Consider the following 15,391-nt stretch of genomic DNA (forward strand, 5'->3'; position numbering starts at 1 on the left):
CTGTAAACGCGCTTATCAACAGATTGCTGCTGCAAGCACGCGTTAAAAGTGTCGTAAAGGTGTGCCGGTGGCGCACAAAGTAACACAAATTATGTCGTGAAAAATGATTGTGCCACGCGGTTACCGCGCGGCAAACCCTCCAGCGGCTATCAACAACAGATGATCGCATCTGGCTATTATTCAGTCTATTCTGATTGCAGCGGCTTATGGCCAGGAAATTTCACATTTTGTGGATAAAAGTCGCCAGCCATCACGCTTTTATTCATGCTCAGCACACTGCTCTTGCCACAGGAAAATGCCATGAAGCCGGTCAACCGTTTAACTGAATCTGATGTCACGCCAGAAGCGATTTTTAATCAGCAGCGCAGAAAACTCATGAAAACGCTGGGCCTGGGCGCGGCAGCGGCGGCTCTCCCTCAGGCCGCTCATGCTGATTTACTGAGCTGGTTCAAAGGCAACGATCGCCCGCCCGCCCCCGCTGGCCGTGCGCTCGACTTCAGCAAGCCTGAGGCCTATCAGGCAGACCTGACGCTGACGCCTGAAGATAAGGTCACCGGCTATAACAACTTTTACGAGTTTGGGCTCGATAAAGCTGACCCGGCTGCTAACGCTGGTAGCCTGAAAACCGAGGACTGGAAAGTGCGTATTGACGGCGAAGTCGCCAAACCGTTGACGCTGGATATGGATGATATCTTCAAACGTTTTCCTATGGAGCAACGCATCTATCGCATGCGCTGCGTGGAAGCCTGGTCAATGGTCGTGCCGTGGATTGGTTTCCAGCTTGGCAAACTGATTCAGGCCGCAGAGCCGACCAGCAACGCACGCTTCGTCGCATTTAAAACGGTTTACGCGCCGGATCAGATGCCAGGACAGAAAGATCGCTTTATTGGCGGCGGCCTTAATTATCCTTACGTGGAAGGCCTGCGACTGGATGAGGCGATGCACCCGTTAACCCTGCTGACTACCGGCGTGTATGGCAAAGCGCTGCCACCGCAGAATGGGGCACCGATTCGCCTCACCGTGCCGTGGAAATATGGCTTCAAAGGCATTAAGTCGATTGTGCATATTTCGCTGACGCGCGATCGCCCGCCAACCACGTGGAATGAATCCGCGCCCAACGAGTACGGTTTTTTCGCCAATGTGAACCCGCACGTTAACCACCCGCGCTGGTCGCAGGAGAGTGAACGCTTTATCGGTGCCGGTGGCATCCTGGATGTAAAGCGTCAGCCTACTCTGCTGTTTAATGGCTATGCAGACGAGGTCGCATCGCTTTATCGTGGCCTTGATTTGCGGGAGAACTTTTAGGTGCGTTTAAACCTTAAACAGATCGGCTGGCTTAAAGTGGCGCTGCATCTGGCTGGATTTTTACCGCTACTGTGGTTGATTCTGGCGATTGACCAAAACTGGCTGAGCGCCGACCCGGCCAAAGATATCCAGCATTTTACCGGCCGTATGGCGCTAAAGTTTCTTCTGGCTACGCTGCTGGTGGCGCCGTTGAGCAGAATGGGCAAGCAACCATTATTGATTCGTACCCGACGTCTGCTCGGCATTTGGTGTTTTGCCTGGGCATCGCTGCATCTGACCAGCTACTGGCTGCTGGAACTGGGTATCAACAATCTGGCGCTGCTGGGGCGGGAATTACTGACGCGCCCTTATTTAACGCTGGGAATTATCAGCTGGTTTATCCTGCTCGCGCTGGCCGTGACCTCTTTCCAGCGCGCGCAGCGTAAACTGGGCAAACGCTGGCAAACGCTGCACAACGCCATTTATCTGGTGGCGATTCTCGCGCCGATCCACTTTTTATGGTCGGTAAAAACTGTCTCCCCGCAGCCGGTGATTTATGCACTGCTGGCAGCAATTCTGCTCGCCTGGCGTTATAAAAAGTTTCGCCGCTGGTTTTCACGCTAGCCTGTTTTTCAGTGACATCGCCCCGCTTTTTGATGATTAACCGTAATGTCTCAGCACGTTACGGTTGATCAACTTCGCAGATAAGACCAGTATTTAGCTGCTAATTGCCCCGAAATCATTATAATGCCCGGCTTCGCATTCAAGATATGGCTTATTTTGGGTGCATAAGGTGACAAATTGATTTTTGCGCGGTATTTTACGCGATGCCTTAGATATTGCAGGAGATAGCAGCACAATGGCGCATAAGTTTCACATTCTGCTTTTAAACGGCCCCAACCTCAATCTGTTGGGCACCCGCGAACCGGAAAAGTACGGTTCAACCACGCTGGACGCGATTGTTAACCAATTGACCACCAGCGCCAGCGACATTGATGTGAAACTCAGCCATCTGCAATCGAATGCAGAGTACGTCCTTATCGATCGTATTCATCAGGCGAGAGAGGATGTTGATTATATCATCATCAATCCGGCTGCATTTACGCACACCAGCGTCGCTCTGCGTGACGCCCTGCTGGCGGTGAATATTCCTTTTATTGAAGTTCATCTGTCCAACGTTCATGCACGTGAGCCCTTTCGTCATCATTCCTATCTTTCTGATATTTCTGCCGGTGTAATCTGTGGCCTTGGCGCCGACGGTTATAACTGGGCTTTACAAACGGCAGTAAAACGCCTTTCCAACATAAATTAAACAGAGTACGGAACCACACTCATGGATATTCGTAAGATTAAAAAATTGATCGAACTGGTTGAAGAATCGGGCATCTCCGAGCTGGAAATTTCTGAAGGCGAAGAGTCTGTTCGTATCAGCCGTGCACCGGCTAATACCGGCTATCCCATGATGCAGCAGGCGTACGCGATGCCAATGGCTCAGCAGCAGCCAGGCCTTGCCGCCGCTGTGGCACCTGCCGCGCCTGTCGCCGAAGCACCTGCTGCTGAAATCAGCGGTCACCTCGTGCGTTCACCTATGGTAGGTACCTTCTACCGTACCCCAAGCCCGGATGCGAAAGCGTTCGTTGAAGTGGGCCAGAAGGTTAGCGCCGGTGATACGCTGTGCATCGTTGAAGCGATGAAAATGATGAACCAGATCGAAGCCGACAAGTCTGGCGTGGTGAAAGCCATTCTGGTCGAAAGCGGCCAGCCGGTGGAGTTTGACGAGCCGCTGATCATCATCGAATAACGGGGCCTACCATGCTGGATAAAATTGTCATTGCCAACCGCGGCGAGATTGCGCTGCGCATTTTACGCGCATGCAAAGAGCTCGGTATCAAAACGGTGGCGGTTCACTCAAGCGCTGACCGTGATCTGAAGCACGTGCTGCTGGCAGACGAAACCGTCTGCATCGGCCCGGCACCGTCGGTCAAAAGCTACCTGAATATTCCTGCGCTGATTTCGGCTGCCGAGATCACCGGCGCGGATGCTATTCACCCAGGTTATGGTTTTCTGTCCGAGAACGCCGACTTTGCTGAGCAGGTTGAACGTTCCGGCTTTATCTTTATCGGCCCGAAAGCAGATACCATTCGCCTGATGGGCGATAAAGTTTCTGCCATCAACGCGATGAAAAAAGCAGGCGTGCCGTGCGTGCCGGGTTCCGACGGTCCGTTGACCGACGATATGGAAAAAAACCGTGCCTTTGCTAAACGCATCGGTTATCCGGTGATCATCAAAGCCTCTGGCGGCGGCGGCGGTCGCGGTATGCGCGTCGTGCGCGGCGATAAAGATCTCGAAACCTCTATCAACATGACCCGTGCGGAGGCGAAAGCTGCCTTTAACAACGACATGGTGTACATGGAGAAATACCTCGAGAACCCACGTCACGTTGAAATCCAGGTTCTGGCTGATGGCCAGGGCAAAGCGATCTATCTGGCAGAACGCGACTGCTCCATGCAGCGTCGTCACCAGAAAGTTGTCGAAGAAGCGCCAGCGCCAGGCATCACCGCCGAGCAGCGTCGCTTTATCGGTGAGCGTTGCGCCAAAGCCTGTGCGGAAATTGGCTATCGCGGTGCCGGTACCTTTGAATTCCTCTACGAAAACGGTGAGTTCTACTTCATTGAGATGAACACCCGTATTCAGGTTGAACATCCGGTAACCGAAATGATTACCGGCGTTGACCTGATTAAAGAGCAGCTGCGCATTGCCGCAGGCCAGGGCTTGTCCCTGACGCAGGATGAAGTGGTCATTCGCGGTCATGCCGTGGAATGCCGTATCAACGCTGAAGATCCAAATACCTTCCTGCCGAGCCCGGGTAAAATTACCCGTTTCCACGCGCCGGGCGGGTTTGGCGTTCGTTGGGAGTCGCATATTTATGCCGGCTATACCGTGCCGCCTTATTACGACTCCATGATCGGCAAGCTGATTACCTATGGGGAAACCCGTGAGGTGGCGATTGCACGCATGAAAAACGCGCTGGCTGAACTGATCATCGACGGCATTAAAACCAACGTTGAACTGCAGATGAAAATCATGTCCGATGAGCACTTCCAGCAGGGTGGAACCAATATCCACTATCTGGAGAAAAAGCTCGGGTTGCAGGAAAAGTAATCGCGTTCTGAGTACCCTGAAGGCCGGTTATCCGGCCTTTTGTTTTTCCAGCTTTCGGCGTTTCGCATTGAGGATGTGCTGATGGATGCGCGCTTTATCCAGGCTAACAGAGAGGCTCGTTGGTCGCTGCTGTTGGCTGTCGCTTATCTGACCGTTTGGGGCCTTTGCGCCTGGCTGGGTGGCAATCAACCCGGCATTGCCGGTTTGCCGCTCTGGTTTGAACTCTCCTGCCTGTTTGCTCCCGTGCTGTTTATCGTGCTTTGCGCATTGATGATTCGTCTGGTATTCAAAAATATCCCGCTGGAGGAGCCGCATGGACGTTAACATTATCCTGCCGCTGTTCGCCTATTTGCTGCTGGTGGCCGCCCTTTCGGTGTGGGCAATGCGTAAACGTCAGCAAGGCAGCTTTTTAACGGAATATTTTTTAGGCAGTCGCTCGATGGGCGGCTTTCTGCTGGCGATGACATTAACCACCACTTATATCAGCGCAAGCTCCTTTATTGGTGGGCCCGGTGCGGCCTATAAATATGGTCTTGGCTGGGTGCTGCTGGCGATGGTGCAGGTGCCGGCCGTCTGGCTGTCGCTGGGTATCCTCGGCAAAAAATTTGCCATTCTTGCCCGCCGGCATAATGCCATTACGCTGAACGACATGCTATATGCGCGTTTTCGCAGCCCGCTGTTGATTTGGCTGGCCAGCCTGAGCCTGCTGGTGGCCTTTGTTGGTGCCATGACCGTACAGTTTATTGGCGGGGCCAGGCTGCTGGAGACGGCTGCCGGCATTCCCTACGATACCGGCCTGATCATCTTCGGCGGCACCATTGCGGTCTATACCGCTTTCGGCGGCTTTCGTGCCAGCGTGCTGAACGATGCTATGCAGGGTATTGTGATGCTGGCTGGCACCTTTTTGCTGCTGTTCGCCGTGATTCACGCAGCTGGCGGCCTCTCTACCGCCGTGGAAACCTTACAGCGCATCGATCCTAAGCTGACTCAGCCGCAAGGCGTGGGCGATATCATTAATCCCGCCTTTCTGGCCTCGTTTAGCGTGCTGGTCTGTTTTGGCGTGATCGGTTTGCCGCATACCGCCGTGCGCTGCATCTCTTACAAAGACAGCCGGGCCGTGCATCGTGGCATTATCATCGGTACTCTGGTGATGAGTGTGCTGATGTTCGGTATGCACCTCGCTGGCGCGCTGGGTCGTGCGGTGTTGCCCGATCTTACCGTTCCGGATCAGGTGATCCCCCGGCTGATGATCACCGTATTGCCGCCCTTTGCTGCCGGGATCTTTCTCGCGGCGCCGCTGGCGGCGATCATGTCGACGATCAATGCACAATTGCTACAATCCTCCGCCACGATCGTGAAGGATCTCTATCTGCGTCTTTATCCTCAGCAGATCACCAATGAGCCGCGGGTAAAATTACTGTCTGCCAGCATCACTTTTTTACTCGGGTTGCTGCTGCTGATCGCGGCATGGAATCCACCGGATATGCTGATCTGGCTTAACCTGCTGGCGTTTGGTGGCTTAGAGGCGGTATTTTTATGGCCGCTGGTGCTGGGTCTGTACTGGAAAAAAGCCAACGCAGCGGGCGCGCTCAGCGCCATGATCGTCGGGGCGCTGAGCTACACCCTGCTGGCCAGCTTTAAGCTGCAGCCGGGCGGATTTCATCCGATTGTGCCTGCATTAACGCTCAGCCTGCTGGCGTTTTTAGTGGGCAACCTGTTTGGTCAGACGCCGCACGAGGCGGATGGCGACGACTTTGCATAAATAAAGAGAATTGCTATGCCATGGATTCAAATCAAGATTAATACCACCGGCGCGCATGCTGAAGAGCTGGGCGATGCGCTAATCGAACTGGGCGCCGTTTCGGTGACTTTTCAGGACACCCATGATAATCCGGTTTTCGAACCGCTGCCGGGTGAAACCCGTTTGTGGGGCGATACCGATATTATTGGCCTGTTCGATGCCGAAACCGACATGGAACCGGTGGTACAGAGCATGGGTCAGCATCCGCTGTTAGCGGTGGATTACCATTACAAAATTGAGCAGATTGAAGATAAAGACTGGGAGCGTGAGTGGATGGAGAACTTTCATCCCATGCGTTTTGGCGAACGTTTGTGGATCTGCCCGAGCTGGCGCGACGTACCCGATCCTGACGCGGTTAACGTCATGCTTGATCCGGGTCTGGCATTCGGCACCGGTACCCATCCCACTACTGCGCTCTGCCTTGCCTGGCTTGATGGTCTGGATCTGGCTGGCAAAACGATCATCGACTTTGGTTGTGGATCCGGCATTTTAGCCATCGCCGCGTTGAAACTGGGCGCTGCTCAGGCGATCGGGATCGATATCGATCCGCAGGCGATTCAGGCAAGCCGCGATAACGCTGAACGCAACGGCGTGTCGGACCGACTTTCCCTCTATCTGCCGCATCAGCAACCTGACAATCTCAGCGCCGATGTGGTGGTAGCTAACATTCTGGCGGGTCCTCTGCGCGAGCTGGCACCGCTGATTGGTGTGCTACCGAAAGCGGGAGGACATTTAGGCCTGTCGGGCGTTCTGGCGAGCCAGGCGGAAAGCGTGTGCGAAGCCTATGCCGATCGCTTTCAGCTCGATCCAGTAGCAGAACGCGAAGAGTGGTGCCGCATTACCGGTATCCGCGCCTCCGCCTGAGACCTGTCTCAAAACGCCCTGCGGTGCTCGCCACAGGGCGTTTCTTTACAATCGTTTGGGTACTATCCCCGCCAGAAATTAGTGCTGTTTCTGCGCTGTTGTTATACCGCGCATTCGGTTATTAACACTGGGGAAGTCTCTGAAATGAAATTAAAATATACGCTCTGTGCTCTGGCTATTTCCGCTGCACCTTTCTCCTGGGCCCACGATCATCACTGGTCTTATGAATCACCCGATCAATGGGGCGAAATCGACGCCGATTTTGCTACCTGCAAAAACGGCCAAAACCAGTCACCTATCGATATTCGTAGCGCGGTAAACGGTCAGCTACAGCCGCTGGCGGTGAAATATAACGCTAAGCAAAAATCGATTGTGAACAATGGCCACACCGTGCAGATCAACGTGCAGGATGGCGATGATATCAAGGTTGATGACGAAACGTTTACCCTGCGCCAGTTCCATTTCCATACGCCAGCAGAAAACATGATTAACGGCGAATCCTTCCCGCTTGAAGTGCATTTTGTGCACAGTAGCGCTCAGGGCGGCCTGGCGGTAATGGGCGTGATGTTTAAACCCGGCGCAGTGAATCCTACTTTGGAGGCGATCCTGCGCAGCGTGCCTGCAAAGGTGAATGAAGAGAAACGCTTGAATAAGCCGCTTGATCTTTCGTCACTGAAACCGGTAAACAAACAGTACTATCGCTACAGCGGATCGCTGACGACCCCCCCTTGCACAGAAGGCGTACGCTGGCTGGTAATGAAATATGCGGTTTATGCTTCGCCTGCCCAAATTGCCTCGTTTGAAAAAATCCTCGGCGAGCATGGTAACAGCCGTCCGGTACAGACGCTCAACGGCCGTGTAATTGTGGAATAATCCTGCTAAATCCTGATAAAACATCATGATATTTACCGCCAAATGTGCTGTACATAAGGCTATTTGGCGGTTTTTATCGGGTGATTAGGCTTAAAAAAAAAGAAATTATTTGTATACTTTTTCACCTTAAAATCACATAACTCGTTGTTATAAATAATTAAAAAAAAGTAACGTCCCGTTGTTATTCTCTTCCTGCTGCTTTCTGTACCCAATTGTTCAAAACTTGGCCTTTCATCTTCTGAAAAAAATGCGTAATATACGCCGCCTTGCGAACAGTTATGGTCACTTCTTTTTCATGCGCATTGGACACCACCAGCTCCGTAATCGACTGATTGCCGCCCCGATGGCCGGGATAACAGACCGGCCCTTCAGGACATTGTGTTATCAGTTAGGCGCCGGAATGGCAGTGTCTGAGATGCTTTCGTCGAACCCGGAGGTTTGGGCAAGCGATAAGTCGCGTTTGCGCATGGTTCATAGTGACGAGCCTGGAATACGCACCGTGCAAATTGCCGGTTGCGATCCCGATGATATGGCACAGGCAGCGCGCATTAATGTGGCTTCCGGTGCTCAGATTATCGATATAAACATGGGCTGCCCGGCGAAAAAGGTGAATCGCAAGCTGGCAGGTTCGGCACTGCTGCAACACCCTGAGTTAGTGAGATCGATTCTTCTCGCGGTGGTGAATGCAGTTGACGTGCCCGTTACGCTGAAGATACGTACCGGCTGGGATACTGAAAATCGCAATTGCGTAGAGATTGCCCAATTGGCCGAACGGTGTGGCATTCAGGCCCTGACCATTCATGGACGCACTCGCGCCTGTTTGTTCAACGGCGAAGCTGAATACGACAGCATTCGGACAGTTAAGCAGAACGTTTCCATTCCGATTATCGCGAATGGGGACATTACTGACCCGCATAAAGCCAAAGCAGTGCTGGACTATACGGGGGCTGATGCCCTGATGATAGGCCGCGCTGCCCAGGGAAGACCGTGGATCTTCCGGGAAATCCAGTACTACCTGGACACTGGGGAGTTGCTTGCTCCTCTGCCAATGGCAGAGATAAAGCACTTGCTGATTGGACACATACGGGAACTGCACGACTTTTACGGTCAGCGCAAGGGATACCGTATTGCCCGAAAACACGTCTCCTGGTATCTCCAGGAGCACGCCCCTGACGACCAGTTTCGGCGCACATTCAACGCCATTGAGGATGCCAGCGAACAGCTGGAGGCGTTGGAGGCATACTTCGAAAATCTTGCGTAAACGAAATAAAGAGCTGAAAGAACTATGTTCGAACAACGCGTAAATTCTGACGTACTGACCGTTTCTACTGTTAACTCACAAGACCAGGTGACCCAAAAGCCACTGCGTGATTCAGTTAAACAGGCACTGAAGAACTATTTTGCTCAACTGAATGGTCAGGATGTTAACGATCTCTATGAGCTGGTATTGGCTGAAGTGGAACAGCCTCTGTTGGACATGGTAATGCAGTATACCCGTGGCAACCAGACCCGTGCTGCTCTGATGATGGGCATCAACCGCGGTACGCTGCGCAAGAAATTGAAAAAATATGGCATGAACTAAGTTCATGACCGGAAAAAAAAGGCGCGCCTTCGGGTTAGCGCCTTTTTTTTAATCACTATTCTGCCGATTGAAATGTCTGAATCGTGTAAAAATTCCGCTTGTTATTCAACTTTTGATTCATCATGCTGTCCAACGATCTGTATCGCGACTGATGTACATCTTTATGCGTTACCGTCATCCATTACTGCATAACGAGATATCGATGAAATCAGCACCTCGCTTTTCCCGCCATATGCTCCATCCACGTTACTGGTTAACCTGGTTTGGTCTTGGCCTGCTTTTCTTACTGGTACAGCTGCCGTTTCCTTTGTTAGAGAAACTGGGTATCTGGCTGGGCCGTACGTCCATGAGGTTTCTGAAACGCCGTATGCGCATTACGCAGCGTAATCTGGAGCTCTGCTTCCCGGACCTGAGTGAAGCCGAACGCGATGCGCTGATCGTCCACAATTTTGAATCTCTCGGTATGGGCCTGATGGAAACCGGGATGGCCTGGTTTTGGTCAGATGAACGCGTCAAACGCTGGTTCACCGTCAACGGGTTGCATAACCTCAAAAGCGCGCAGGAAAAGAAACGCGGCGCATTAATTATTGGCGTGCACTTTATGTCACTTGAATTAGGTGGCCGCGCGATGGGTCTGTGCCAGCCCATGATGGCCATGTATCGTCCGCATAACAACAAACTGATGGAATGGGTACAGACCAAAGGTCGTACGCGTTCTAATAAAGCGATGATTGATCGTCGTGATCTGCGTGGCATGGTAAAAGCGCTGAAACAAGGTGAAGCGGTTTGGTTTGCCCCGGATCAGGATTACGGTCCGAAAGGCAGCGTGTTCGCTCCGCTGTTCGCGGTTTCTCAGGCCGCTACCACTAGCGGCACCTATATGCTGGCGCGCATGGCAAAACCAGCGATGATCACCGTCGTACTGATTCGTAAAGAACAGGGTCAGGGATATGAGCTGGTTATTCAGCCTGAGTTGCAGGACTATCCGCTGGATAATGAACATGAGGCCGCAGCCTACATGAACAAAGTGATTGAACGCGAAATCCTGCGCGCGCCAAGCCAGTATCTGTGGCTTCATCGCCGCTTCAAAACGCGCCCTACGGGCAAAGCATCGCTTTACTAAGCCTGATTAGCGTTATCAAAGCCCGCCGATGTGATCGGCGGGCTTTTTTTTTGCAATTTTTCAGCAACGCCCTTCTCGTTTCGCGTCAGCGCTCACATCGCCTCTATCTGGTGAAACTTTTTGCACCAAATGTGATCCTGTCGACTCACGCCGCACCGCTTTAGTGCGCGATATTAAGTGAACTTTCCAGTTACGTCAGGTTATTAACAGATATTTTCAACAAATTCATACTGCTTCAAACCTGGCATTGCCTTTGCAAAGTCGTGGGTGGCTAACCACCTCAGACAGCAAAAGCGCGCATTAAGGTGCGCTGCTCACCATAACAATATGCTTCGCCACACAGGATGCTTTATGAAAAAAATGATGCTTACCACTTTGGTTGCGGCCGCCTCTCTGCTTACGCTGGCTAATCAGGCTCATGCAGGCACAACGCTGGATGCCATTAAAAAGAAAGGTTTTGTTCAGTGCGGCATTAGTGATGGCCTGCCTGGATTCTCCTATGCTGATGCCAGCGGCAAATTTACCGGTCTCGATGTGGATGTCTGCCGTGCTGCCGCTGCCGCTGTATTTGGCGATGCGACAAAAGTGAAATATACACCGCTGACTGCAAAAGAACGTTTCACCGCGCTGCAATCTGGCGAAGTCGATATTCTTTCACGTAACACCACCTGGACATCAGCGCGCGATGGCGGCATGGGCTTCTTGTTTGCCGGCGTGAATTATTACGATGGCATCGGCTTTTTGACTCACAACAAAGCAGGCCTGAAAAGTGCTAAAGAGCTGGATGGCGCCACCGTCTGTATTCAGGCCGGGACCGATACCGAGCTGAACGTCGCCGACTTCTTTAAATCCAACAAAATGACCTACACGCCGGTGACGTTCGATCGTTCGGATGAGTCGGCAAAAGCACTGGATAGCGGACGCTGCGATACGCTGGCTTCCGATCAGTCTCAGCTTTATGCGTTGCGTATCAAATTGGGCAAACCGGATGAGTTCATCGTCTTACCTGAAGTGATTTCAAAAGAGCCTCTGGGTCCGGTAGTGCGTCGTGGCGATGATGACTGGTTTACCATCGTAAAATGGTCGTTCTTCGCGATGCTGAATGCCGAAGAGATGGGCATCAACTCTAAAAACGTCGATCAAATGGCCGCTAAGCCAACCACGCCGGATATGGCACATCTGCTCGGTGCAGAGGGCGACTTTGGCAAAGACCTGAAGCTGGATAATAAGTGGGCTTACAACATCATTAAGCAGGTAGGTAACTATCAGGAAAGCTTTGACCGTAACGTGGGTAAAGACAGTGCGCTGAAAATTGCACGTGGTCAGAACGCGTTATGGAATCAGGGTGGCATTCAGTACGCTCCGCCAGTGCGTTAATTTCTGCTCGCTCTTGTTTATCACCGGACGCCTTTCTGGCGTCCGGAACAGTAATGTCGTCACTGAGGTTGCATCATGTCTCAACGCCCAACCGTGAAAAGGGATTTCTCATTTTCCAACCCTGCGGTTCGCGCCTGGGTGTACCAAATCATTGCGGTAGCCGCTGTGATACTGGTTGTGGGTTATCTGGTTCATAACACTATCGTTAACCTGGCTAATCGCGGCATTACGTCGGGTTTTGGTTTTCTCGAGCGCACTGCCGGTTTTGGCATTGTTCAACATCTGATTGAGTATTCAGAAAGCGATACCTACGCGCGCGTGTTTCTGGTCGGATTGACCAATACGTTGCTGGTATCAGCGCTGTGTATCGTTTTCGCCTCGATCCTGGGTTTCTTTCTCGGTCTGGCCCGCCTGTCGGACAACTGGCTGCTGAGAAAAATTTCAACCATCTACATTGAGACGTTCCGTAATATTCCACCGCTGCTGCAGATCTTCTTCTGGTATTTTGCTGTGCTACGTAATCTGCCTGGCCCGCGTCAGGCACTTAGTGCATTTGATTTAACCTTCGTCAGCAACCGCGGACTCTATATTCCCTGGCCACAATATGCACCGGGCACGCTGCCGTTTTTAATCGCCCTGCTTCTGGCCATCATTGGCACCATCGCGATATATCGCTTTAACCGTCAACATCAGGTTAAAACCGGCCAATTGCGTCGTACCTGGCCCACAGCCATTGCTATGTTGCTGGTATTTCCGGCGATAGCCCATGCCATATTTGGCGCGGCCATGCACTGGGATATTCCAGTTTTGCGCGGCTTTAACTTCCGTGGCGGCTTTGTGCTGATCCCTGAACTGGCTGCGCTGACGCTGGCACTCTCTATTTATACGTCATCGTTCATCGCTGAGGTTATTCGCTCAGGGATTCAGTCAGTGCCTCACGGCCAACATGAGGCGGCACGCTCATTAGGATTGCCTAATCCAGTTACGCTACGACAGGTAATCATCCCACAGGCGATGCGCGTCATTATCCCGCCGCTAACCAGCCAGTATTTAAACATCGTTAAAAACTCCTCACTGGCAGCGGCGATCGGCTATCCCGATATGGTGTCATTGTTTGCCGGTACGGTGCTCAATCAAACCGGACAGGCGATAGAAACCATTGCGATTACCATGGCGGTTTATCTGATTATCAGCCTGATTATTTCACTGTTAATGAATATCTATAACCGCAAAATTGCGCTGGTTGAGCGCTAAGAGAATAAATATGACGGTGACAACGCATCAACCACAGGCAGCACCAGCCAGCTTTCCTTCACGGGCATGGCGCTGGGCACGCAAAAATCTGTTCTCCAGCTGGGGCAATAGTCTGCTAACCCTGTTTTGCCTGTGGATCATGTGGATGGTTATTCCTCCGGCGCTGAATTGGCTGATTTTTCAGGCTAACTGGTTGGGTACCACCCGTTCAGACTGTACTAAAGAGGGGGCCTGCTGGGTTTTCATTCATGCACGTTTTGGCCAGTTTATGTATGGCCTCTATCCGCATGAACTGCGCTGGCGCATTAACCTTACTCTAATAATTGGCCTGCTTTCCCTGATACCGATGTTTGTAAAAAGCATGCCGCATCGCGGACGCTACATTGCTGGCTGGATTATCGTTTATCCAGTCGTGGTTTGGTTTCTGCTGTACGGGGGATTCTTCGGCCTTGAGCGGGTTGAAACTCGCCAATGGGGCGGCCTGACGCTGACGCTGATTATTGCCGCGGTAGGTATTGCCGGTGCATTGCCGCTGGGCATTTTACTGGCGCTGGCTCGTCGCTCACGTATGCCAGTAGTACGCACACTATCGATCATTTTCATCGAGTTCTGGCGCGGCGTTCCACTGATAACCGTGCTGTTCATGTCATCCGTCATGCTGCCTCTTTTTATGGCGGAAGGAACATCGATCGACAAACTGATCCGTGCATTGGTAGGGGTGGTGCTATTCCAGTCTGCTTATGTTGCGGAGGTGGTACGTGGCGGCTTACAAGCGCTGCCTAAAGGGCAGTATGAAGCTGCAGAGTCGCTGGCGCTGGGATACTGGAAAACGCAGGCGTTCGTGATCCTGCCTCAGGCATTGAAGTTAACGATTCCGGGGCTGGTTAACACCATTATCGCCCTGTTTAAAGATACTAGCCTGGTGATCATTATTGGCTTATTCGACCTGTTCAGCAGTGTGCAACAGGCAACCGTTGATCCGACCTGGCTGGGAATGTCGACCGAGGGTTATGTGTTTGCTGCCCTGGTTTACTGGATTTTTTGTTTTAGCATGTCGCGCTATAGCCAGTATCTGGAGAAGCGTTTTCATACTGGCCGCACCGCACACTAAGGAATATCATGACCCAATCTATGATTAAAGATGCCGATAACCTGATGATATCCCTTGATAATGTCAATAAATGGTATGGGCAGTTTCATGTACTTAAAGATATCAATCTGCAGGTTAAACCGCGTGAGCGTATTGTACTCTGTGGCCCATCAGGCTCGGGAAAATCGACCACCATACGCTGCATCAATCATCTTGAAGAACATCAGCAGGGACGGATTGTAGTAGATGGCATTCATCTGAACGATGACCTGCGCAATATTGAACGTGTGCGCACAGAAGTTGGCATGGTATTCCAACACTTCAACCTTTTTCCCCATCTTACCGTACTGCAAAACTGTACTCTGGCGCCGACATGGGTACGTAAGACACCTAAGAAAGAAGCAGAACAGCTGGCTATGCATTATCTGGAACGGGTACGCATTGCTGAGCACGCCCATAAGTTTCCTGGACAGTTATCCGGCGGTCAGCAACAACGAGTCGCTATCGCCCGTTCGCTGTGCATGAAGCCGAAAATTATGCTGTTTGATGAGCCAACTTCAGCGCTTGATCCGGAGATGGTTAAAGAGGTACTGGATACGATGATTGGCCTGGCCGAAGATGGTATGACCATGCTTTGTGTAACGCACGAGATGGGTTTTGCTCGTACGGTAGCCGATCGGGTGATCTTTATGGATCGTGGTGAAATTGTTGAGCAGGCTCCGCCGACAGAATTTTTCTCACAACCTAAATCTGAGCGTACACGCGCCTTTCTGTCTCAGGTAATTCACTGACGAAGTGCAGTGAAACCAGAGAAGCCCTTGGCCGCTGGAGTTGCCGAGGGCTTTTTTTTGCGCTGATAGATTAAACCACGCTGCTTTCGCCCATTTGAAGTGATCTCAGGATTAAAATGAACTGCAGGCGGTGAAGCAGTTAAGGCAGTTAAGGCAGTTAAGGCAGTTAAGGCAGTTAAGGCAGTTAAGG

The 15,391-nt window shown here is 51.9% G+C and carries 17 protein-coding genes; 16 read left to right on the top strand and 1 reads right to left on the bottom strand.

Annotated features, from left to right (window positions below):
- Window positions 1-300 precede the first annotated feature (300 nt).
- The 16 genes from msrP to ACJY2L_RS16055 all read left to right on the top strand — a co-directional run bounded on the left by msrP (window position 301) and on the right by ACJY2L_RS16055 (window position 15,201).
- Window positions 301-1,305 (top strand): protein-methionine-sulfoxide reductase catalytic subunit MsrP, encoded by a 1,005-nt coding sequence (gene msrP / locus ACJY2L_RS15980; protein WP_187487523.1) that lies wholly within the window; start codon window positions 301-303, stop codon window positions 1,303-1,305.
- The gene (msrQ, locus tag ACJY2L_RS15985) at window positions 1,306-1,908 is read left to right on the top strand and encodes a protein-methionine-sulfoxide reductase heme-binding subunit MsrQ (protein ID WP_067427423.1); all 603 of its coding nucleotides are present in this window, start codon (window positions 1,306-1,308) and stop codon (window positions 1,906-1,908) included.
- Between the two features lie 235 nt (window positions 1,909-2,143).
- The gene (gene aroQ, locus ACJY2L_RS15990; protein WP_187485910.1) at window positions 2,144-2,596 is read left to right on the top strand and encodes a type II 3-dehydroquinate dehydratase; all 453 of its coding nucleotides are present in this window, start codon (window positions 2,144-2,146) and stop codon (window positions 2,594-2,596) included.
- Between the two features lie 21 nt (window positions 2,597-2,617).
- Complete coding sequence (accB, locus tag ACJY2L_RS15995; protein WP_067427419.1) at window positions 2,618-3,085, top strand: acetyl-CoA carboxylase biotin carboxyl carrier protein; 468 nt, start codon at window positions 2,618-2,620, stop codon at window positions 3,083-3,085.
- Between the two features lie 11 nt (window positions 3,086-3,096).
- Complete coding sequence (gene accC / locus ACJY2L_RS16000) at window positions 3,097-4,446, top strand: acetyl-CoA carboxylase biotin carboxylase subunit (RefSeq protein ID WP_067427417.1); 1,350 nt, start codon at window positions 3,097-3,099, stop codon at window positions 4,444-4,446.
- 81 nt (window positions 4,447-4,527) lie between these two features.
- Window positions 4,528-4,770, top strand: coding sequence for a YhdT family protein (locus ACJY2L_RS16005; protein WP_067427416.1), 243 nt, complete (start codon window positions 4,528-4,530; stop codon window positions 4,768-4,770).
- The gene (gene panF, locus ACJY2L_RS16010) at window positions 4,760-6,208 is read left to right on the top strand and encodes a sodium/pantothenate symporter (RefSeq protein ID WP_439214467.1); all 1,449 of its coding nucleotides are present in this window, start codon (window positions 4,760-4,762) and stop codon (window positions 6,206-6,208) included. The genes ACJY2L_RS16005 and panF overlap by 11 nt, the downstream gene beginning before the upstream one ends.
- 15 nt (window positions 6,209-6,223) lie before the next feature.
- Entirely contained in the window at window positions 6,224-7,111 is an 888-nt protein-coding gene (prmA, locus tag ACJY2L_RS16015) for a 50S ribosomal protein L11 methyltransferase (RefSeq protein WP_439214468.1), read from the top strand.
- 144 nt (window positions 7,112-7,255) lie between these two features.
- Window positions 7,256-7,984 carry a carbonic anhydrase gene (locus ACJY2L_RS16020; protein WP_439214469.1) on the top strand — a complete coding sequence of 243 codons (729 nt, stop codon included), beginning with the start codon at window positions 7,256-7,258 and terminating at the stop codon, window positions 7,982-7,984.
- Between the two features lie 295 nt (window positions 7,985-8,279).
- Complete coding sequence (dusB, locus tag ACJY2L_RS16025) at window positions 8,280-9,245, top strand: tRNA dihydrouridine synthase DusB (RefSeq protein ID WP_067435074.1); 966 nt, start codon at window positions 8,280-8,282, stop codon at window positions 9,243-9,245.
- A 24-nt stretch (window positions 9,246-9,269) separates the two neighbouring features.
- A complete protein-coding gene (gene fis / locus ACJY2L_RS16030; RefSeq protein WP_000462905.1) occupies window positions 9,270-9,566 on the top strand; it encodes a DNA-binding transcriptional regulator Fis in 297 nt (98 codons plus the stop codon).
- Window positions 9,567-9,768: 202 nt separating this feature from the next.
- The gene (gene lpxP, locus ACJY2L_RS16035) at window positions 9,769-10,689 is read left to right on the top strand and encodes a kdo(2)-lipid IV(A) palmitoleoyltransferase (RefSeq protein WP_067427408.1); all 921 of its coding nucleotides are present in this window, start codon (window positions 9,769-9,771) and stop codon (window positions 10,687-10,689) included.
- A 351-nt stretch (window positions 10,690-11,040) separates the two neighbouring features.
- Complete coding sequence (locus ACJY2L_RS16040; RefSeq protein WP_067427406.1) at window positions 11,041-12,066, top strand: amino acid ABC transporter substrate-binding protein; 1,026 nt, start codon at window positions 11,041-11,043, stop codon at window positions 12,064-12,066.
- 75 nt (window positions 12,067-12,141) lie between these two features.
- Window positions 12,142-13,320 (top strand): amino acid ABC transporter permease, encoded by a 1,179-nt coding sequence (locus ACJY2L_RS16045; RefSeq protein WP_209500748.1) that lies wholly within the window; start codon window positions 12,142-12,144, stop codon window positions 13,318-13,320.
- Between the two features lie 10 nt (window positions 13,321-13,330).
- Window positions 13,331-14,431, top strand: a complete 1,101-nt coding sequence (locus ACJY2L_RS16050; protein ID WP_439214470.1) for an amino acid ABC transporter permease — start codon at window positions 13,331-13,333, stop codon at window positions 14,429-14,431.
- Between the two features lie 8 nt (window positions 14,432-14,439).
- The gene (locus ACJY2L_RS16055) at window positions 14,440-15,201 is read left to right on the top strand and encodes an amino acid ABC transporter ATP-binding protein (protein WP_439214471.1); all 762 of its coding nucleotides are present in this window, start codon (window positions 14,440-14,442) and stop codon (window positions 15,199-15,201) included.
- On the opposite strand, the gene ACJY2L_RS16060 is transcribed toward ACJY2L_RS16055, so the two are convergent.
- Window positions 15,195-15,391 (bottom strand): hypothetical protein (locus ACJY2L_RS16060; RefSeq protein ID WP_439351299.1); only part of this gene is annotated, 197 nt, incomplete at its 5' end. The genes ACJY2L_RS16055 and ACJY2L_RS16060 overlap by 7 nt on opposite strands.

The sequence above is a fragment of the Duffyella sp. Ts4 genome, from assembly GCF_051851875.1.
Taxonomy (GTDB): domain Bacteria; phylum Pseudomonadota; class Gammaproteobacteria; order Enterobacterales; family Enterobacteriaceae; genus Duffyella; species Duffyella gerundensis.

Excerpts from the sequence above, each read along its gene's own strand:
- msrP (WP_187487523.1), top strand. The coding sequence starts at position 301 with ATGAAGCCGGTCAACCGTTTAACTGAATCTGATGTCACGCCAGAAGCG.
- aroQ (WP_187485910.1), top strand. The coding sequence starts at position 2,144 with ATGGCGCATAAGTTTCACATTCTGCTTTTAAACGGCCCCAACCTCAAT.
- accB (WP_067427419.1), top strand. The coding sequence starts at position 2,618 with ATGGATATTCGTAAGATTAAAAAATTGATCGAACTGGTTGAAGAATCG.
- accC (WP_067427417.1), top strand. The coding sequence starts at position 3,097 with ATGCTGGATAAAATTGTCATTGCCAACCGCGGCGAGATTGCGCTGCGC.
- ACJY2L_RS16005 (WP_067427416.1), top strand. The coding sequence starts at position 4,528 with ATGGATGCGCGCTTTATCCAGGCTAACAGAGAGGCTCGTTGGTCGCTG.
- panF (WP_439214467.1), top strand. The coding sequence starts at position 4,760 with ATGGACGTTAACATTATCCTGCCGCTGTTCGCCTATTTGCTGCTGGTG.
- prmA (WP_439214468.1), top strand. The coding sequence starts at position 6,224 with ATGCCATGGATTCAAATCAAGATTAATACCACCGGCGCGCATGCTGAA.
- ACJY2L_RS16020 (WP_439214469.1), top strand. The coding sequence starts at position 7,256 with ATGAAATTAAAATATACGCTCTGTGCTCTGGCTATTTCCGCTGCACCT.
- dusB (WP_067435074.1), top strand. The coding sequence starts at position 8,280 with ATGCGCATTGGACACCACCAGCTCCGTAATCGACTGATTGCCGCCCCG.
- fis (WP_000462905.1), top strand. The coding sequence starts at position 9,270 with ATGTTCGAACAACGCGTAAATTCTGACGTACTGACCGTTTCTACTGTT.
- lpxP (WP_067427408.1), top strand. The coding sequence starts at position 9,769 with ATGAAATCAGCACCTCGCTTTTCCCGCCATATGCTCCATCCACGTTAC.
- ACJY2L_RS16040 (WP_067427406.1), top strand. The coding sequence starts at position 11,041 with ATGAAAAAAATGATGCTTACCACTTTGGTTGCGGCCGCCTCTCTGCTT.
- ACJY2L_RS16045 (WP_209500748.1), top strand. The coding sequence starts at position 12,142 with ATGTCTCAACGCCCAACCGTGAAAAGGGATTTCTCATTTTCCAACCCT.
- ACJY2L_RS16050 (WP_439214470.1), top strand. The coding sequence starts at position 13,331 with ATGACGGTGACAACGCATCAACCACAGGCAGCACCAGCCAGCTTTCCT.
- ACJY2L_RS16055 (WP_439214471.1), top strand. The coding sequence starts at position 14,440 with ATGACCCAATCTATGATTAAAGATGCCGATAACCTGATGATATCCCTT.